This is a genomic window from Kitasatospora aureofaciens (assembly GCF_001188955.3).
Lineage (GTDB): Bacteria > Actinomycetota > Actinomycetes > Streptomycetales > Streptomycetaceae > Kitasatospora > Kitasatospora aureofaciens.
The window spans coordinates 38,788-58,344 of the sequence record NZ_JPRF03000019.1 but is presented as its reverse complement, the minus strand read 5'-3'; the positions used below and the strand labels follow the sequence as shown (position 1 = coordinate 58,344).

Annotated in this window: 13 protein-coding genes; 6 read left to right on the top strand and 7 right to left on the bottom strand. The window is 70.8% G+C overall.

What is annotated here, in order from left to right; genetic code table 11:
- Positions 1 to 74: 74 nt before the first annotated feature.
- Positions 75 to 749, bottom strand: coding sequence for a DUF4097 family beta strand repeat-containing protein (locus tag HS99_RS11585; RefSeq protein ID WP_030280701.1), 675 nt, complete (start codon positions 747 to 749; stop codon positions 75 to 77).
- Between the two features lie 230 nt (positions 750 to 979).
- On the opposite strand from HS99_RS11585, the gene HS99_RS11580 reads away from it, so the two are divergent.
- The 6 genes from HS99_RS11580 to HS99_RS47735 all read left to right on the top strand — a co-directional run bounded on the left by HS99_RS11580 (position 980) and on the right by HS99_RS47735 (position 7,857).
- Entirely contained in the window at positions 980 to 1,699 is a 720-nt protein-coding gene (locus HS99_RS11580; RefSeq protein WP_030280698.1) for a Crp/Fnr family transcriptional regulator, read from the top strand.
- Positions 1,700 to 1,810: 111 nt separating this feature from the next.
- On the top strand, positions 1,811 to 2,641 hold the full coding sequence (locus HS99_RS11575) for a hypothetical protein (protein ID WP_030280697.1): 831 nt from the start codon (positions 1,811 to 1,813) through the stop codon (positions 2,639 to 2,641).
- Positions 2,638 to 4,848 (top strand): hypothetical protein, encoded by a 2,211-nt coding sequence (locus HS99_RS11570; RefSeq protein ID WP_030553982.1) that lies wholly within the window; start codon positions 2,638 to 2,640, stop codon positions 4,846 to 4,848. Before HS99_RS11575 ends, HS99_RS11570 begins: the two co-directional genes overlap by 4 nt.
- 42 nt (positions 4,849 to 4,890) lie before the next feature.
- The gene (locus tag HS99_RS11565; RefSeq protein WP_050366729.1) at positions 4,891 to 5,856 is read left to right on the top strand and encodes a hypothetical protein; all 966 of its coding nucleotides are present in this window, start codon (positions 4,891 to 4,893) and stop codon (positions 5,854 to 5,856) included.
- 17 nt (positions 5,857 to 5,873) lie between these two features.
- Positions 5,874 to 6,404, top strand: coding sequence for a Pycsar system effector family protein (locus HS99_RS11560; protein WP_107048713.1), 531 nt, complete (start codon positions 5,874 to 5,876; stop codon positions 6,402 to 6,404).
- Positions 6,405 to 6,507: 103 nt separating this feature from the next.
- Positions 6,508 to 7,857, top strand: coding sequence for a M48 family metalloprotease (locus tag HS99_RS47735; RefSeq protein WP_079151524.1), 1,350 nt, complete (start codon positions 6,508 to 6,510; stop codon positions 7,855 to 7,857).
- Positions 7,858 to 7,944: 87 nt separating this feature from the next.
- On the opposite strand, the gene HS99_RS11550 is transcribed toward HS99_RS47735, so the two are convergent.
- From HS99_RS11550 to HS99_RS11525, 6 genes are all read right to left on the bottom strand, one after another.
- The gene (locus HS99_RS11550) at positions 7,945 to 11,838 is read right to left on the bottom strand and encodes a DNA-directed RNA polymerase subunit beta' (protein ID WP_030290434.1); all 3,894 of its coding nucleotides are present in this window, start codon (positions 11,836 to 11,838) and stop codon (positions 7,945 to 7,947) included.
- Between the two features lie 116 nt (positions 11,839 to 11,954).
- Positions 11,955 to 15,431: a DNA-directed RNA polymerase subunit beta gene (rpoB, locus tag HS99_RS11545; protein ID WP_030290435.1), complete on the bottom strand. Its 3,477-nt coding sequence runs from the start codon at positions 15,429 to 15,431 to the stop codon at positions 11,955 to 11,957.
- Positions 15,432 to 16,107: 676 nt separating this feature from the next.
- Positions 16,108 to 16,491: a 50S ribosomal protein L7/L12 gene (gene rplL, locus HS99_RS11540; protein WP_030290436.1), complete on the bottom strand. Its 384-nt coding sequence runs from the start codon at positions 16,489 to 16,491 to the stop codon at positions 16,108 to 16,110.
- A 90-nt stretch (positions 16,492 to 16,581) separates the two neighbouring features.
- A complete protein-coding gene (gene rplJ / locus HS99_RS11535) occupies positions 16,582 to 17,145 on the bottom strand; it encodes a 50S ribosomal protein L10 (RefSeq protein WP_030290437.1) in 564 nt (187 codons plus the stop codon).
- A 357-nt stretch (positions 17,146 to 17,502) separates the two neighbouring features.
- On the bottom strand, positions 17,503 to 18,381 hold the full coding sequence (locus tag HS99_RS11530) for an SCO4651 family lipoprotein (protein ID WP_030557923.1): 879 nt from the start codon (positions 18,379 to 18,381) through the stop codon (positions 17,503 to 17,505).
- A gap of 132 nt (positions 18,382 to 18,513) precedes the next feature.
- The gene (locus tag HS99_RS11525) at positions 18,514 to 19,461 is read right to left on the bottom strand and encodes an SCO4651 family lipoprotein (protein WP_050366728.1); all 948 of its coding nucleotides are present in this window, start codon (positions 19,459 to 19,461) and stop codon (positions 18,514 to 18,516) included.
- Positions 19,462 to 19,557 lie beyond the last annotated feature (96 nt).

Sequence of the window (19,557 nt, the reverse complement as noted above, 5' to 3'; positions counted from 1 at the left end):
CTCCCCCGTACCCGGGGACCCCGCCCCCGCGCAGAAGATCATGCCCTACCGGCAGAACCTCCGGCACCGCCCGGTCAGGCACCGCTGACCGTCACACCGCCGGTCTTCGCCCGGGCGGTGATGCTGTGCGCCGCGCCCGGCTGCGAGGGGATGCTCACGTCGATCCCGCCCGTCGTGGCCTGTGCGTCCACCGTGTACGCCTCCCCGGACGGCACCTTCAGATTCACCCCACCGTTCGAGGTCGTCGCCTCCAGCTTCGACGGCGCGCCGGCGAAGTCGGCCCGCACACCCCCGTTCACGGCGGCCAGCCGCACCTGGGGAGAGGTCAGCCCGCTGGCCTCGACCCCGCCGTTCGTCACGTCGGCCTCGGCGTCGGCGGCCAGCCCGGACAGCTTGATGCCGCCGTTCGTCTCCTTGACCCGCACCTTGGTCCCGGCCGGCACGTTGACGGTGTACCCGATCCCGCAGGAGTCGCAGTCGTACGTCAGCCGGAGCACGCCGTCCTTCACCTCGTGGGTGCTCTTCGGCGCGTCCCCCCGGTAGTTCTGGTCCTCGACCACATGCACCGCCCCGCCGCCGCCGGTCACCACGACACCGCCGTTCTGCCCCTCGATCACCAGCTCCTTGACCTGCTCGGCCACGCCGTAGCTGACCGTCCGGTGCTCCCGGTCGTCCCCGATCGGCAGACAGCCCGACATCCCGACCAGCACCCCCGCCGTGATCGCCACCGCGCCCAGCACCCGCTTCATGTCCGGCCCCCTTCGCAAGCCCCGTCATCCCGACACCGAGAAGCCTCCCTCGACCGGACCCTGCGCCACCTCCCTCGCCGGAGCGGTTCCCGCCGCTCCCCCGCGAGGGGGATGGCGGGCAATTCACCGATTCACCGGCGCGGACGCCGCTTCGCCGGTAGCTTGTTTGCCCGCACTCAACCTCTCCGAGCCCACCGCGCCCAGGCGCTGACGACAAGGGCTGATCAGGCATGGCCAACACGCCGCCCGGCGGACCAGGTCCCGCGACCGGTCACGGCCTCGACGACCGCGTGCCCTTCCTGGCCCGGCTCGACCACGCCGACCGCACCGCGCTGCTCGCCCTCGGCCGCCGGCTCGACTACCCCGCGCGCACCGCCGCGCTGCGCGAAGGCGAACCCTCCGACCACGTCCTGCTCGTCCTGCGCGGCTGGCTCAAGGTGACCGCCGCCGCCGAGAACGGGTACGAGGCGCTGCTCGCCCTGCGCGGGCCGGGCGACATCGTCGGCGAGTCCGCCGCCCTCAGCGGAAGGCCCCGGGCGGCCACCGTCACCGCGCTGGAACAGGTCGAGACCACCGCCGTGGACCGGGCCGCCTTCACCGCCTACCTCCAGCGCACCCCCGCGGCCTCGATGCAGCTGCTCGCGCTCTCCACCGACCGGCTGCGGGCCGCAGACCACCACCGGCTGAAGTTCGCCTCGCTCACCGTCAGCGAACGCCTCGCCGACCTGCTGCTGGAACTAGCCCGCACCCACGGTCGCCGCACCGCCGAGGGCATCGTCGTCTCCGTCCCGCTCAGCCAGCAGGAGCTGGCCGGCTCGGTCGGCGCCTCCCGGGAGGCCGTCGCCCGGCTGCTCAAGTCCCTGCGGGACCGCGGCATCGTCGTCACCAGCCGCCGCTCGCTGGTCATCGCGCGCCCCGACCTGCTCCGGAGGCCCGGTCAACTCCGCTGATCCGCAGGAAGGTTCTGTGCACACCGTCACAGAGCGAGTGCCTCATCGGCGCTCACACCGACACGCCCGCAGCGGGCAGTCTGAGGCCCGACGACGAACCGAGAGGCGACCATGACCGATCCGGTGAACCACACCATCCTGCTGCTGGACATCGAGCAGTTCGGCAGACGGGACGACGTCGAGCAGGCGTTCATGCGCCGGATGCTCTACTCCGTCCTGCACGAGACGCTGCGCAGCGCCGGGGTCGAGCCCGCCGACCAGCGCCTGGAGGACCGTGGCGACTCGGTGATGGCCCTGATCAGCCCCACCGTCCCCAAGCCCCGGCTGCTGCACGCGCTGGTCAACGAGACCCCCGCCCTGCTGCACGCGAACAACCGCCTCGCGGCCGCCGAAGCCCGGGTACGGCTGCGGATCGTGCTCGCCTCCGGCGAGGTCGCCGTCCAGGAACTCGGCGGGGCCCTCGGCGGCGCCGTCGGCTGGGACCTCAACCAGGCCTTCCGGCTGCTGGACTCGGCGGCCCTGCGCGAGGCGCTGCGGCACCGGAACGGCCCCTGCGTGCTCGGCGTCTCCGACGCGCTCTACCAGGGCATCGTCCGGCACGGTCACGGCGGACTGCTGCCGGAGGCGTTCCACCGGGTCACCGTGCAGGGCAAGGAGGGCGACTTCACGGCCTGGCTGCACGGCGAACCCGCGCCCGCGCCGTCGCCCCCGCCGAGTGCTGCCCCGGCGGCCGCGGCCGCTCCGACGCCGGGCCCGGCTCCCGCCCCGCCCGCAGCCCAGGCCCCGGACCCGGCCGAGAGCCGCGCCCCCGCCACCTTCCAGTTCCTCGGCGGATCGCCGACCTTCGGCGGCAACCTGATCGGCGGCGACCAGCACATCGTCTCCGGCGGCGAGGTCCACGGCGACGTCAACACCGGCAACACCGTCGGCGGTGAGCGGTGACCGCCACCGCCGAACCGGACGCCGCCGCCCAGCCGCTCGACCCCGACGAACTCCAGGAGGCCCCGCCCGAGGAGCCGCAGAACGCCCTGGAGGCCGTCCAGGAACTGCTGGAGCACGTCCCGGACAGCTTCGCCGGCCGCAACTACCTCTTCGCGGGCGGCAACCCCAGCTTCGGCGGCGACCTGGTCGGCGGGGACCGGCACACCGTCTCCGGCGGGCAGGTCCACGGCGACGTCGTCACCGGCCCGAAGACCACCGTCTACCAGTTCGGCTCCGCCTTCGGCGCCCCACCGCACGCCTCCGGCGAGGTCCCCGCCGAGGAACTCACCGCCCTGACCACGGTCTTCCGCCCCGGACCTGCCTTCCAGCAGGCCCTCCAGCAGCTGCGCGAGCAACGCGTCCTGATCCTCACCGGCCGGGCCGACACCGGACGGCGCTCCGCGGCCCTGATGCTGCTGCACACGCTGGGCATCCGCCGGATCCGCAACCTCGACCCCGACGTCTCCCCCACCGCGCTGCTCACCGGCGCCGAACCGGCCCCGGGCTACCTGCTCGCCGACTACACCACCTCCCGCACCCGCCCGCTGCTCCGGTCCGACCTCGACCGCCTGCGCGAGACCCTCGCCAAGCAGGACGGCTACCTGGTCGTCACCACCACCCGCTCCGCCGCGATCCGCGAACTCCCCACCGTCGACTGGCAGCCGCCCGATCCCGGGCTCGTCCTCGGCGCCCACCTGGACGCCCTGCGGGACGGCCTGCCCTCCGGTCGGCACCTGCTCACCCTGGAACCCGTCCAGGAGTTCCTGGCCAAGTACCCGCCGATCCGCGAAGTAGCCGGGTTCGCCGTCGAACTCGCCCGCTACTCCCCCGAGACCGGCCACCCCGCCGACCTCGCCGACTTCGGCCACGGCATCGTCCAGGAGAAGGTCGGCCGCTGGTTCGGGGACGACGAACTCCCCCTCCAGGAGAAGGCCTTCCTGATCTCCCTGGCCGTCTTCGACCACGCCCCCTACACCCTCGCCGCCGAGTGCGCCGACAAGCTGTTCCGCCGGCTGGAGACCATCCGCACCCCCGGACGCCCCGACGGCATCCCGCCCTTCGGCAGCTCGGTCGAGGAGCGCATGGCCCTCGCCCACGCCGAACTCACCGAGGAGACCGAGCAGACCCCCTGGGGCCCGGTCCCACAGCGGATGGCCTCCTTCCTGGACCCCCGCACCGCGCCCACCCTGCTGCGCGAGGTCTGGACGAGCCACCCCTCCGCCCGCCCCGCGATCACCGGCTGGCTCAACGCGCTGGCCACCGACTCCCGCGCCCTGGTCCGTACCCGGGTCGCCTCCACCACCGCCCTGCTCGCCTCCGTCGACCTCTCCGCCACCATGAGCGGACTGCTCGGCCCCTGGTCCGGCGCCAAGGACTTCCGGCTCTGCCTCCAGGCCGCCAACAGCCTCGCCCTCGCCTACCACGCGGGCACCGCCGCCGTCCCCCGGATCCTGCGCAGCTGGGCCGGCGACGACAGCGCCCGCCGCCGCTGGACCGCCATCCGCTGCTACGCCCTGCTCGGCCCGCTGATGCCCGCCCAGGCCCTGGAGGCCTTCGTGCTGGCCGCCGAGCGGCTGAGCGACGGGGAGCTCGACCAGCTCGCCGCCAAGTTCCAGCCCGGTGCGCTGCCCCCGGCACCCGACCGGGCCGACCGCTTCCAGGTGCTCGGGCTGCTCGAAGCGGCCGAGCTGCTGCTGCTCTCCGCCGAGGCCGAGCAGGTGCTGCGCGCCCTGGTCCGCTGGCTCTCCGGCCCGGCCTCCCTGCGGCAGTTGGCCCTGGCCGTCTTCCTGACCGCCGCCCGGCGCACCGAGGACACCGCCGTCGGCCGGCCGCTGCTGCTCGACTGGTACGCCCGCAGTCCGCGCCCCGAACCGGGGAGCGTGGTCAGCGTCACGGTGCTGGCCGTCCCCGAGGAGCCCGTCCCCGTCCGCTCGTTGCTGGTCGCGCTGTGGCGCACGGCGCTGGAGGACCGCGGCTACCGCGACGCGGCCCTGGGCGTGCTGCGCGGCTGGCTGATCGGCGCCGCCGACCAGCCGGAGACCACTGCCCGGCTCACCGAACTGTTCGACGACCTGGCTGTCACCGAGCGTGACCGCCAGCGGCTGGACCACCTCGTCCGCACCGTCCGCACCGGCAGCCCGGCGACCCCGTTCCCGCCCGGCGGCTGAGACCGCACCCCCGAACCCGTCCCGATCCTGGAGCACCCGCGCATGTCGGCACCACACCGCCCCGACTTCCCCGCCGGCGACCTCGTCGACCCGGTCCTGACGGTCCACCCGCTCGGCCGCGCGCTCGGCCTGCCCAAGCGGCCGAACGCCCGGGCCGACTCCGCCCTGGTCCTGACCACGCCGTCCGGCGAGCACCAGGTCTACCTGCCGCCGCACCGCCCGGGCTTCAGCGACCTGGTCGGCCGCGGCTACCAGGCCGCCTTCGAGGTCGACCTCGGCCTGCACCACCTGCGGATCGAGGAGCGGCTGCCCGGCCGGGACGACATCGGTGCGTTCGAAGCCATGGTGGAGATCGACTGGCAGGTGTCGGCGGCGGAGCTGGTCGTGGCCAGCCGGATCCGGGACGTACCGGCGCTGCTCACCCCCCGGATCCGACAGCGGATGCGGGCGGTCACCCGCAACCTCACCACCGACCAGAGCGGCGAGGCCGAGACCGCCGTCCAGCAGGCGCTGGACGAGTACCCCGTCGCCGAGGCCGAGGGCCTGCGGGTGCGCTGCGCCGTCCAGTTGGACATCGACCAGGCCGCCCGCGACCAGAAGGAGCGGCTGCGCGGCTACCACTTCGACACCCAGGCGCACCCGCACGCCCTCCGGCAGGTCGAGGAGTCCCACGAGATCCTCGCCGCGAAGGCGAAGTTCTACCAGTACCACCTGGAGCAGGGCGGGGTCGCCGCCTGGGCCCTCCAGGTCGCCGCCCACCCCGAGGACCTGAAGGAGGCCCTCAAGTACCTGAAGGACGAGCAGCGGGAACTGGTCCAGGGCCAGCTCCACGTGATCGAGCGGCTGCTCGGCCAGAACGCCCTGGAGGAGTTCGAGCTGGAGGGCCCGCGCCAGGACGCCAAGGCCGCCCTCGAAGCCCTCCTGCGGCAGCGGCCCGCCGGTCCGGCCTCGCCCGGGCCGGGCGCGCCCCGGCTCGACAAGGGCCCCAACCCTCCGCTCAACCGGTGAACCCGAGGAGCCCCACCGTGTCCGACCCGCCCACCACCGTCGCGCCCGCCAACACCCTGCCGGCACCACCGCCCGGCACCGCCCTGCTCGCCGAACTGCGCACCGAGATCGCCCGCGCGGACAGCAAGGCCGCCGTCCTGGTCGCCGCCCTCGGCGTGATCGTCGGGGTGCTGGGCGGCCTGCTCACCAGCACCGGCTGGGCACCTCAGCAGCTTTCCGGCGCCGCCAAGGTGCTGCTCGCGCTCGGCGGGCTCGGCATCGCCGTGTCCCTGGTCGCGCTGCTGCTGGCGGTGCTGCCCCGCTTCCGCCGCAGCAACTGGCGGCCGGGCCGCCCGCTCGGCTACTTCGGGGACATCCGGCTGGCCGCCGAGCAGGGACTGCTCGCCGACGCCCTGGCCGACACCGAGCGGCTGGCCGCCGATGCCGTCCGCGCCGCGCTCGCGGAGAACAGCCTGATCGTCTCGCGGAAGCACTCCTGGGTCCGGGTCGGCATCCTCTCCTTCGGCGCCGGCCTGTTCCCGCTGGTCACCGCCCTGTTCCTGGGCTGAACCGGCGCCGCACAACCCGTCCAGCACCGATCCGCACCGTCCTGCACAGCCCAGCACCGTACGGACGCCGCCGTGCGCGCGTCCCGTCCCCGAGGACCTCGCCATGACCGAACCGACCTACCCGGACGCACCGCCGCCGCAGTCCCCCGGCGCCCCGCCGCAGCACCCGACCGTCCCGCCCCAGTCCCCGCAGGGCGCTCCCCAGTACCCGGGCGCGACTCCGCCGCCGTACCCGGGCACGACCCCGCCCGAGTACCCCGCCACGGCCCCGCAGTACCCGACGGCCACTCCGCCGCAGTACCCCACCACCGCCGTGCCGCCCCAGTACCCGGCCTCGGCCCCACCGCAGTACCCGGCCGCCTCCCCGCAGTACCCGACCGCCACGCCACCGCAGTACCCGGCCCCCACCCCGCCCCCGCAGCAACCGCCCCGCGTCCCCCCCCGGGGCTTCGCCCCGCCGCCCGCCCCGCCGCAGCCGCCCGTCCTCGACCGCACCGTCGACATCGACCCCCACACCGGCCGGATCCACCTGGCCGCCCGCCAGCGCGGCGCCGACGCCACCGCGATCGGCCAACTGGTGTTCCAGCTCCCGCACTTCCTGTGCAGCCTGCTGGTGATCGGGATCATCTCGATGTTCCTCGCCGCGCCCTTCAACTACCTGCTGATCGGCGCCTGGATCGCCTCCGGCGCGCTGGTGTTCCACCGCCCGACCGAGAAGCTCCTCGCCCGCTACCTGTTCCGGATGCGTCCGGCGCTGCACTCCGAGCTGACCCGGCTGGAGCCCATCTGGCACCAGGTGACCGCCAAGGCGGGGGTGAGCCCGGAGACGTACGACCTGTGGATCGAGGACCACAAGGCCGTCAACGCCACCGCGGCGGCCGGGCACATCGTCGGCGTCACCCGCTACGCGCTGGAGACCCTCCCCGACGCCCAGCTGGCCGCCGTGCTCGCCCACGAGCTCGGTCACCACCGCGGCGGTCACGCCTGGGCGACCCTGCTCGGCTACTGGTACTCGATGCCGGCCCGGATCGCCTGGGCGGCCTTCCGGATCGCGGCGGTGATCGCTTTCCAGATCGCGTCGGTGTTCTCGCTCCTCGGCGCCCTGGTGGTCGGGCTGGTCTCGGTCGTCGTGGTGGTGGCCGTGGCCCTCTCCTTCCCGCCGCTGCTGCTGGTCCTGGTCACGCCGTACCTGCTCGCCGCGGTGGGCCGCCGCTCCGAGCTGCGGGCGGACGTCCAGGCGGCCGAACTCGGGTTCGCCGACGCCATGATCGAGGTCTTCCACGGCTTCCTGCGGGACGAGGAGCAGGCCCTGGCGATCGCCGCGCGGGAGAACGGCGGCCGGGCCGTCCGTCCGGGCCTGGGCCAGCGGCTGCTCTCCTCCCACCCCGACACCCACACCCGGATCCGCCGCCTGGAGGACTGGCGCGCCGCGGCGGCCGCCGCCGCCCGCTGAGGCTGGTCCGGAAACGCCGCAGGGCGGCCACCCCGTGAGGGGTGACCGCCCTGGCGTTCAGCGGCCGTTGCCGGCCGCAGAGGTGACTCAGCCGGTGTACGGGCCGTAGTCGTAGTCGTCCAGCGGAACCGCCTGGCCGGAGCCGGCGCCGAAGGGCGACAGGTCGTAGTCGTCGTAGCCGACGGCCGAGTACATCGCGGCCTTGGCCTCCTCGGTCGGCTCGACCCGGATGTTGCGGTAGCGGGGCAGACCCGTACCGGCCGGGATGAGCTTACCGAGGATGACGTTCTCCTTGAGGCCCAGCAGCGGGTCCGACTTGGCGTGGATCGCCGCGTCGGTGAGGACCCGGGTCGTCTCCTGGAAGGAGGCGGCCGACAGCCAGGACTCGGTGGCCAGCGAGGCCTTGGTGATACCCATCAGCTGCGGACGGCCGGAGGCGGGGTGACCGCCCTCGGCGACCACGCGACGGTTCTCCTGCTCGAAGCGGCCGCGCTCGACGAGCTCGCCCGGGAGCAGCTCGGCGTCGCCCGACTCGATGATCGTCACGCGGCGGAGCATCTGCCGGATGATGATCTCGATGTGCTTGTCGTGGATCGACACACCCTGCGAGTTGTAGACCTTCTGGACCTCGGCGACCAGGTGGACCTGGACGGCACGCTGGCCCATGATCCGCAGCACGTCGTGCGGGTTGGTGGCACCCATGGTCAGCTTCTGGCCGACCTCGACCGCCTCGCCCTCGCTGACCAGCAGCTTGACGCGCTTCGAGACCGGGTAGGCGATCTCGTCGCTGCCGTCGTCCGGCGTGACGACCAGCTTGCGGGTCTTCTCGGTGTCCTCGATGCGGACCCGGCCGGCGGCCTCCGAGATCGGGGCCACACCCTTGGGGGTGCGGGCCTCGAAGAGCTCGACGACACGCGGCAGACCCTGGGTGATGTCGTCACCGGCCACACCACCGGTGTGGAAGGTACGCATGGTCAGCTGGGTACCGGGCTCACCGATGGACTGGGCGGCGATGATGCCGACCGCCTCACCGATGTCGACCAGCTTGCCGGTGGCCAGCGAGCGCCCGTAGCACATGGCGCAGGTGCCGACGGCCGACTCACAGGTCAGGATCGAGCGGGTCTTGACCTCGCCCACACCGTGGCGGATCAGCTCGTCGATCAGGACGTCGCCGAGGTCCGTGTTGGCGGTGGCCAGCAGCTTGCCGTCGACGGTGATGTCCTCGGCGAGCATGCGGGCGTACACGCTGGTCTCGACGTCGTCGGCCTTGCGCAGCACGCCGTCGGCGCCCACGGAGCCGATCGACAGCTTCAGGCCGCGCTCGGTGCCGCAGTCCTCCTCGCGGATGATGACGTCCTGGGAGACGTCGACCAGACGACGGGTGAGGTAGCCGGAGTCGGCGGTACGGAGGGCGGTGTCGGCCAGACCCTTACGGGCACCGTGGGTGGAGATGAAGTACTCCAGCACGGACAGACCCTCACGGAACGACGCCTTGATGGGTCGCGGGATGGTCTCGTTCTTGGCGTTCGACACCAGACCACGCATACCGGCGATCTGGCGCATCTGCATCATGTTTCCACGGGCACCCGAGTCGACCATCATGAAGATGGGGTTCGTCTTCGGGAAGTTCGCGGCCATGGCGTCCGCGACCTCGTTGGTCGCCTGGGTCCAGATGCCGACGAGCTCCTGCTTGCGCTCGTCGTTGGTGATCAGACCGCGCTCGTACTGCTTCTGGACCTTCTCCGCCTTCGCCTCGAAGCCCTCCAGGATCTGGGGCTTGCTCGGCGGGACGATGACGTCCGAGATCGAGACGGTGACACCGGAACGGGTCGACCAGTGGAAGCCGGCCGCCTTCAGGTTGTCCAGGGTCGCCGCGACGGTGACCTTGGGGTAGCGCTCCGCCAGGTCGTTGACGATCGCGGAGAGCTGCTTCTTGCCCACCTCGTAGTCGACGAACGGGTAGTCCTCGGGCAGCAGCTCGTTGAAGAGCGCGCGGCCCAGGGTGGTGTTCAGGCGGAAGGGCTCGCCCTCGAACCAGCTGGACCGGCCCTCCTCGTCCACCGGCGGGGTCCAGCCGCGCGGCGGGACGGTGCCGGCGCCGAGGCGCAGCTCGATCGGGGCCTGGACGTCCAGCTCGCGGGCGTCGAAGGCCATGATCGCCTCGGCCGTCGACGAGAAGGTGCGGCCGGCGCCCTTCACGTTGTCGCGGTCCGAGGTCAGGAAGAACAGACCGAGCACCATGTCCTGGGTCGGCATGGTGACGGGGCGACCGTCGGCCGGCTTCAGGATGTTGTTCGAGGACAGCATCAGGATGCGGGCCTCGGCCTGCGCCTCCGCGGAGAGCGGCAGGTGGACGGCCATCTGGTCACCGTCGAAGTCCGCGTTGAACGCGGTGCAGACGAGCGGGTGGATCTGGATGGCCTTGCCCTCGACCAGCTGCGGCTCGAAGGCCTGGATGCCGAGGCGGTGCAGGGTGGGCGCACGGTTCAGCAGGACCGGGTGCTCGGCGATGACCTCTTCGAGCACGTCCCACACGACCGGGCGGGCACGCTCGACCATGCGCTTGGCCGACTTGATGTTCTGCGCGTGGTTCAGGTCGACCAGGCGCTTCATCACGAACGGCTTGAAGAGCTCCAGCGCCATGGCCTTCGGCAGACCGCACTGGTGCAGCTTGAGCTGCGGGCCGACGACGATGACCGAACGGGCCGAGTAGTCGACTCGCTTGCCGAGCAGGTTCTGGCGGAAACGACCCTGCTTGCCCTTCAGCATGTCGCTGAGGGACTTCAGCGGGCGGTTGCCCGGACCGGTGACCGGACGGCCGCGGCGGCCGTTGTCGAACAGCGCGTCGACGGCCTCCTGGAGCATGCGCTTCTCGTTGTTCACGATGATCTCGGGGGCACCGAGGTCGAGCAGGCGCTTCAGGCGGTTGTTGCGGTTGATGACGCGGCGGTACAGGTCGTTCAGGTCGGAGGTCGCGAAGCGGCCACCGTCCAGCTGCACCATCGGACGCAGGTCCGGCGGGATGACCGGGACGCAGTCCAGGACCATGCCGTTCGGCTTGTTGCTGGTCTGCAGGAACGCGGAGACGACCTTGAGGCGCTTCAGCGCACGGGTCTTCTTCTGGCCCTTGCCGGTGCGGATGATCTCGCGGAGGCGCTCGGCCTCCTCCGCCAGGTCGAAGGTCTCGAGGCGGTCCTTGAGGGCCGCCGCGCCCATCGAGCCGGAGAAGTAGGTGCCGAAGCGGTCGCGCAGCTCGCGGTAGAGCAGCTCGTCGCCCTCGAGGTCCTGGACCTTGAGGTTCTTGAAGCGGGCCCACACCTCGTCGAGGCGGTCGAGCTCGCGCTGCGCACGGTCGCGCAGCTGCTTCATCTCGCGCTCGGCGCCCTCGCGCACCTTGCGGCGCACGTCGGCCTTGGCGCCCTCGGCCTCCAGCTCGGCCAGGTCGGTCTCGGCCTTCTTGGCGCGGGCCTCGAGGTCGGCGTCGCGGCGGTTCTCGATCTGCTGGCGCTCGACCGAGACGTGCGCCTCCAGGGACGGGAGGTCGCGCTGGCGGCGCTCGTCGTCGACCCAGGTGATCATGTAGGCGGCGAAGTAGATGACCTTCTCGAGGTCCTTCGGCGCCAGGTCGAGCAGGTAGCCGAGGCGGGACGGCACACCCTTGAAGTACCAGATGTGGGTGACCGGGGCGGCCAGCTCGATGTGGCCCATCCGCTCACGGCGCACCTTGGCGCGGGTCACCTCGACGCCGCAGCGCTCACAGATGATGCCCTTGAAGCGGACGCGCTTGTACTTACCGCAGTAGCACTCCCAGTCCCGGGTCGGGCCGAAGATCTTCTCGCAGAAGAGGCCGTCCTTTTCGGGCTTCAGGGTGCGGTAGTTGATGGTCTCCGGCTTCTTGACCTCGCCGTGCGACCACTGGCGGATGTCGTCGGCGGTGGCCAGGCCGATGCGGAGCTCGTCGAAGAAGTTGACGTCAAGCACTGGTCGTCAAGCCCTCTTTCGTGATTCGAGAGTTTGTCTGTGGTCTGAGGGGGGCCTGGGGGCGGGCCGGCTGCGCACTCTGCTTGATTCAGAAGCGCGAGCCGGCCCGACCTCCGTCAGACCTCTTCGACGCTGCTCGGCTCGCGCCGGGACAGGTCGATGCCGAGCTCTTCGGCGGCGCGGAAGACGTCCTCGTCGGAGTCCCGCATCTCGATGGACTGGCCGTCCGAGGACAGCACCTCCACGTTGAGGCAGAGCGACTGCATTTCCTTGATGAGAACCTTGAAGGACTCGGGAATGCCGGGCTCGGGGATGTTCTCGCCCTTGACGATGGCCTCGTAGACCTTCACGCGGCCGAGCACGTCGTCGGACTTGATGGTGAGCAGCTCCTGCAGGGCGTACGCGGCGCCGTACGCCTCGAGGGCCCACACCTCCATCTCACCGAAGCGCTGACCACCGAACTGCGCCTTACCACCGAGCGGCTGCTGGGTGATCATCGAGTACGGACCGGTCGAACGGGCGTGCAGCTTGTCGTCGACCAGGTGGTGCAGCTTGAGGATGTACATGTAGCCGACCGAGACCGGCATCGGGAACGGCTCGCCGGAGCGGCCGTCGAACAGGCGGGCCTTGCCGGTGGAGTTCACCAGGCGCTCACCGTCACGGGTGAGGGTGGTGTTGTCCAGCAGGCCGGTGATCTCGTCCTCGCGGGCGCCGTCGAAGACCGGGGTGGCGAGGTTGGTGCCGCCCTCGACCCGGTCGGCGCCGATCGCCTGGAGGCGCTGGGCCCACTCGTCGGCGAGACCGGAGACGTCCCAGCCCTGCTTGGCGAGCCACCCGAGGTGGATCTCCAGGACCTGTCCCGGGTTCATTCGGGACGGGACACCCAGCGGGTTGAGGATGATGTCGACCGGGGTGCCGTCCTCGAGGAAGGGCATGTCCTCGACCGGGAGGATCTTGGAGATGACACCCTTGTTGCCGTGGCGGCCGGCGAGCTTGTCACCGTTGGTGATCTTGCGCTTCTGGGCCACGTAGACGCGGACCAGCTGGTTCACACCCGGGGGAAGCTCGTCGCCCTCCTCGCGGTCGAAGACGCGGACGCCGATGACCTTGCCGGACTCACCGTGCGGCACCTTCAGCGAGGTGTCGCGGACCTCACGGGCCTTCTCGCCGAAGATCGCGCGGAGCAGGCGCTCCTCGGGGGTCAGCTCGGTCTCACCCTTCGGGGTGACCTTGCCGACGAGGATGTCACCGGTGACGACGTCGGCGCCGATCCGGATGATGCCGCGCTCGTCGAGGTCGGCGAGGACCTCCTCGGAGACGTTCGGGATGTCCCGGGTGATCTCCTCGGGGCCGAGCTTGGTGTCACGGGCGTCGACCTCGTGCTCCTCGATGTGGATCGAGGAGAGGACGTCGTCCTGCACGAGGCGCTGCGACAGGATGATCGCGTCCTCGTAGTTGTGACCCTCCCACGACATGAACGCCACGAGCAGGTTCTTGCCGAGGGCCATCTCGCCCTCGTCGGTGCACGGGCCGTCGGCCAGCACCTGGTTGACCTCGACCCGGGCGCCCTCGTCCACGAGCACCTTCTGGTTGAAGGCGGTGCCCTGGTTGGAGCGGGTGAACTTGGCGGCGCGGTACGTGGTGTACGTGCCGTCGTCGTTGGCCACGGTGACGTAGTCGGCCGAGACCTCCTGCACCACACCGGCCTTCTCGGCGGTGATGACGTCCGCGGCGTCGACGGCGCAGCGGTACTCCATGCCGGTGCCGACCAGCGGGGCCTCGCTCTTCAGCAGCGGCACCGCCTGGCGCATCATGTTCGAGCCCATGAGCGCGCGGTTGGCGTCGTCGTGCTCGAGGAACGGGATCATGGCGGTCGCGACCGACACCATCTGGCGCGGCGAGACGTCCATGTAGTCGATCTCGGTGCCGGGGATGTAGTCGATCTCGCCGCCACGGCGGCGGACCAGGACGCGCGGCTCGGCGAAGTGCAGGTCCGCGGTCAGCGGGGCGTTCGCCTGGGCGATGACGTAGCGGTCCTCCTCGTCGGCGGTGAGGTAGTCCACCTTCTCGGTGACGACACCGTCGACGACCTTGCGGTACGGGGTCTCGATGAAGCCGAAGGCGTTGACCCGGCCGTACGAGGCCAGCGACCCGATCAGACCGATGTTCGGGCCTTCCGGGGTCTCGATCGGACACATGCGGCCGTAGTGCGAGGGGTGCACGTCACGGACCTCGAAGCCGGCGCGCTCGCGGGAGAGACCACCGGGACCGAGGGCGGACAGACGGCGCTTGTGGGTCAGGCCCGACAGCGGGTTCGTCTGGTCCATGAACTGCGACAGCTGGCTGGTGCCGAAGAACTCCTTGATGGAGGCGACGACCGGCCGGATGTTGATCAGGGTCTGCGGCGTGATCGCCTCGACGTCCTGGGTGGTCATGCGCTCGCGCACGACGCGCTCCATGCGGGCGAGACCCGTACGGACCTGGTTCTGGATGAGCTCGCCGACGTTGCGCAGGCGGCGGTTGCCGAAGTGGTCGATGTCGTCGACCTCGACCACGATGTCGCGGCCGGTCTCGTCACGCCACTCGGTCTCACCGGCGTGCAGCTTCACCAGGTACTTGATCGCACCGATGATGTCGGGCTCGGTGAGCACGCCGGAGTCCAGCGACTCGGCGTTGCCCAGCTTGCGGTTGAGCTTGTAACGACCGACCTTGGCCAGGTCGTAGCGCTTCGGGTTGAAGTACAGGTTCTCCAGAAGCGTCTGCGCGGCCTCGCGCGTCGGCGGCTCGCCCGGGCGCAGCTTGCGGTAGATGTCCAGCAGCGCGTCGTCCTGGCCCTGGGTGTGGTCCTTCTCCAGGGTGTTGCGCATCGACTCGTACTCGCCGAACTCCTCGAGAATCATCTCGTTGGTCCAGCCGAGAGCCTTCAGCAGCACGGTGACGGACTGCTTGCGCTTGCGGTCGATGCGGACGCCGACCATGTCGCGCTTGTCGATCTCCATCTCCAGCCAGGCACCACGCGAGGGGATGACCTTGCAGGAGTAGATGTCCTTGTCGGACACCTTGTCCAGGGTGGAGTCGAAGTACACACCCGGGGAGCGGACGAGCTGCGACACGACGACGCGCTCGGTGCCGTTGATCACGAACGTGCCCTTGTGGGTCATGAGCGGGAAGTCGCCCATGAAGACCGTCTGAGACTTGATCTCACCGGTCTCGTTGTTGGTGAACTCGGCCGTGACGAAGAGCGGGGCCGCGTACGTGAAGTCGCGGTCCTTGCACTCGTCAATGGAGTTCTTCGGCGGCTCGAAACGGTGGTCGCGGAAGGTCAGGGACATCGACCCGCTGAAGTCCTCGATCGGAGAGATCTCCTCGAAGATCTCCTCCAGACCGGACTTGGTGGGGACGTCCTGACCGGACTCCAGCGCCTGCTCGACCCGGGACTTCCAGGCCGCGTTGCCGAGCAGCCAGTCAAAGCTCTCGGTCTGCAGGGCCAGGAGGTTCGGGACCTCAAGGGGCTCCTTGATCTTCGCGAAGGAGACGCGGAGCGGGGCGGTGGATGCGGCGGAATTGTTCGAGGCGTTGCGCGGCGCGGCCAAGAGGGGGGTCCTTCCGAGGGCTCGGAGCTCACTACGCGCGTACCAGCCGGGCCTGCTTGGGCTTGGAGCCGCCTACCTCGCCATGGCCTCTGCCGGGGTCGATGTCCCAGGTCAGAGCCGCTTTGCGGAGGCGGTGCCAGACCCCTTCAGGGCAACGCAAACTCCGGGCGACGAGTCACGGAGCAGCTAACAGGCAGCGCAAAGGGACAGTGTAGCCAAAGGCCACACTGCTGTCCAGCTCTGATTCGGAAACCGAATCGGAGACTCCTCCCGGTAGCCGGGGGCGCGGACGCCCACCGGGTACTGCTCTAACTCACGTGGAGTCATTTCCCGCCGGAGCCACTGGTTATGCATCCAGCGGCGAACCAACCGGGGCGGACTCGCGCCTTGAGAATCGCGCGCCTCGCCAGGTTCGTCAAGGGCCCGCCGGCGGCGCGGACCTCGACCCGTCTATCGGCCCGGAGCCCCCCGGCGTTACAGAAGCCGTGGTCGGGACCACTGTCGACGACGGTGATCACCATACTCCTCGACGCGGACAGTACCGAGTGAGCGATCGGCCACACCGGTGGTTCCCGGCCGCTCCGCCCGGCCTGCCCCGGGGGAACGCAAAAGGCCGGGCCGACCACCCGCAAGGGTGATCGGCCCGGCCTCAGGCCCCCTCAGAGGGGGCGAGAAGTCACTTGACGGTGACCTTGGCGCCGGCACCCTCGAGGGCGGCCTTGGCCTTCTCGGCAACGTCCTTGGCAACCTTCTCCAGGACCTTGGCACCAGCGGTGTCAACGAGGTCCTTGGCCTCCTTCAGGCCGAGGGAGGTCAGGGTGCGCACCTCCTTGATGACCTGGATCTTCTTGTCGCCCGCACCGTCGAGGATGACGTCGAACTCGTCCTGCTCCTCGGCGGCCTCAACGGCAGCACCGGGAACGCCGGCGGCGGCAACGGCGACCGGGGCGGCGGCGGTGACGTCGAACTTCTCCTCGAAGGCCTTCACGAAGGCAGCGAGCTCGATGAGGGTGAGCTCCTCGAACTGCGCGAGCAGCTCGTCCTGGGACAGCTTCGCCATGATTGGCGTCCTTCCACTAAATCGGCAGGTGGTGCCGGATGTACGGGTTGGCGGGCGTACGGGCCCGCAGCGAGGCGTGAGCCTGCGGAATTACTCCGCGGCCTCGTCCTCGGCGGCGGGAGCCGGCGTACCGGCACCGCCCTGCTCGACCTTGTCGCGCAGCGCGTCCACAGTGCGGACGAGCTTCGACGGCAGGGCCTGGAAGAGCGCGGCAGCCTGGGACTGCTTGGCCTTCAGGGCACCCGCCAGCTTGGCGAGCAGCACCTCGCGGGACTCGAGGTCCGCGAGCTTCTTGATCTCATCGGCGGACAGCGCCTTGCCGTCAAGGACACCGCCCTTGATGATGAGAGCGGGGTTCTCCTTGGCGAAGTCACGCAGAGCCTTCGCCGACTCCACCGGGTCACCGGTGACGAAGGCGACAGCCGTCGGACCGTTGAACAGGTCGTCGAGCTCCGAAATCCCGGCCTCATTGGCCGCGATCTTGGTCAGCGTGTTCTTCACCACGGCGTACTCGGCGTTGTCGCCGAGCGAGCGACGCAGGGTCTTCACCTGCTTCACCGAGAGACCGCGGTACTCGGTGAGCAGCGCCGCGGAGGAGCCACGGAACTTGTCCGTGATCTCGGCGACGGCAGCAGCCTTGTCGGGCCTGGCCATAGGCTTACGCCTCCTTCCGTGATGTCGAAGTCCGGCCGACCGCGAAAGTCGACCATTCACGCCTCGAACCGACCGGACGGAAGGAAAGCCCTTGCGAAATGCAATGAGCCCCGGTGCGCAGGCGCACGGGGCTCGTGACGACCTCGACGGGCGGCCGCGCGGACGCGGTACCCGGAAGTCGAAGCTCCAGACACACCTGCGCGGGCTGCCTGCGACGAAGCGCAGATCCTTCGGCCACCTGCTCCCTGACGGGCGCGGCGACAACCAGCGGTCTTTGGCTTCGGCAACAGTAACCGGACCGGTCCGTACGACGCAAATCGCCCTCGGACGGGTGAACCCGGGCGGGCCGGGAGCGGCTCAGCGGGCCAGTGGGGAGACGGTCCGGACGCCGGTGTCCACGGTGTCCGTCTCGGCCGGCGCCTGGGCCGAGAGCAGCGGGCCGGCCGGGTCGGAGTAGAGCACCGAGTCGTCCGCCCGGCCGCTGTCGCCGTTGCCGGTGCGCTGGAGCCGGACCAGCTGGTCCTTGTCGTTCAGCCAGAGGTCCACGGTGAGCGAGATCGAGCCGCCGGGGGCCAGCGCGGCCCGCAGGTTGTCCCGTCGGGCCTGGGTCAGCGCGGTCTGGGCCGCCGCGTACTTCTCGGCGGTGGTGGTCACCCGGTAGTGCTCGACGGTCGAGTCCTCGTACTTCTCCTCGCCGACGAAGCTCGCCTCCGCCCCGTCTGCGGTGGCCGCGGCCAGCGCCTCGACCGGGTTCAGCAGGTCGATCAGCCCCGCGTACGGGACCTCCTTGTGGCCGTCCGGGTCGGGCGGGACGGTGAAGCGCTCCCAGTGCTTGCCGCCGTTCCTGGCCGCGGTGGCGGCGTCGCCACCCTGGTAGGCGACGGTGTCCACGACGATCAGCTGCTCGGCGTCCCCCGGGGTGGAGCGCTTGATCTGCAGCGCGGTCTTGGGCGCCCAGAACAGCGGACCGGAGCCGGCGTCCGCGCCCAGCCGGTAGCTGACCTTGGCCCGGCGGGCGGTCTGCATGGCCAGCTCGGCGGAGAGCAGCACCCCGTGCGGCGAGCGGTCGGTCGGCTTGGCCGGACCGGTCGGGGTGGCGGTGGTCGGGGAGGCACTGCTCGCGCTCGACCCGGCGGACGGCGTGGCGGGCGCGACATCGCCCCCGCCGCAGCCGGTCAGTCCGCTCGCGAGCACGGCGACGGCGGCCAGTGCCGCCAGCCGCTGCCGTCCCGCCATCGTGCGTTCCTCTCCCACCGGGCCACCTTGCCATCCGGACCCGGATCCGCCGGTGGCGGCCCCCTGGTCGCACCCCTCCGGCCCCGGCCCGTCCACCGGTCGGACGAGTCGGGGCCGGAGCGGGGACCGGGGTCAGCTGTTGTCGGCGGCGGCCGCGTCCTTGCCGAGCTTCGCCAGCTCGGTGATCTCGATCGAGTCGGACTTGTCCGGCGCGGTCGTGGCGACCGGGGTTCCGTAGTCCGAGTAGGTGACGGTGACCTTCATCGCGCCGGCCTTGGTGTCGGCCTGCTCCGTCCGCTTCACCACGAGCTGGTCGGCGTCCACCCAGACGTCGATGGTCTCGCTGGTGATGCCCATGGTGGCCAGCGACTTCTTCAGCTGGTCGACCTGCTCGGGGGTCAGGCCGCCGTTGGCCTTCGCCATGTTGGCCACGTTCAGCACACCGGTGTAGTGGGTGGCCGGCTTGCCGTTCACCGTCTCCTGGCCGACCTCGGTCACGGTGCCGGAGGCGATCAGGGTCCGCACCCCCTCCACGGGGTCGGCCTTCTTGAACTGGTCGGCGGTGCTCGCACCGCCGGCCGCGGTGCCGCCGCCCTGCATCTTGGCGACGTCGTCGAAGCCGATGTGCACCCAGTGCCGTCCGTCGGACGCCTTCAGGGCATCGCCGCCGAGCTTCATGTACATGCCGTCCGGCACGAACCGGTAGACGAACGCCGTGCCGCCCATGCTGGCGGTCATCTTGTCGGCATTCGGCATGCCGGACATGTCCATCGTCATGTCGCCCTGGAGACCGTCGCCCCAGCCCATGGCGCCGTCGGCCTTCATGGTGATGCTGCCGATGGCGATGTCCTCGGTGACCTTGGCGGACTTGGCCGCGCCGGTCTTCTTGGTGACCTGCTCCAGGAAGACCGCCGGGCTCACCTTGGCCGGCGGGGCCGCCTGGGTCGTCGCGGCGGCGGCCGTGGTGGGCGCGGCCGGGGCGGCGTTCTTGCCGGAGTCACTGTTGTCGTTGCAGGCGGTCGCGGTCAGCGCCAACGCGCCGAGGACGACGGCGACGGCGGCCTTGCGGGTTCCAGCCATGGTGTTCCCCCCTTGAGAACCCCCGGACGCGCGGTGCGCCCGGGGCGGTAGCCGGTGGTTGCTGCGGACGGTCCCGGCGCAGCGCCGGTTCGAGCG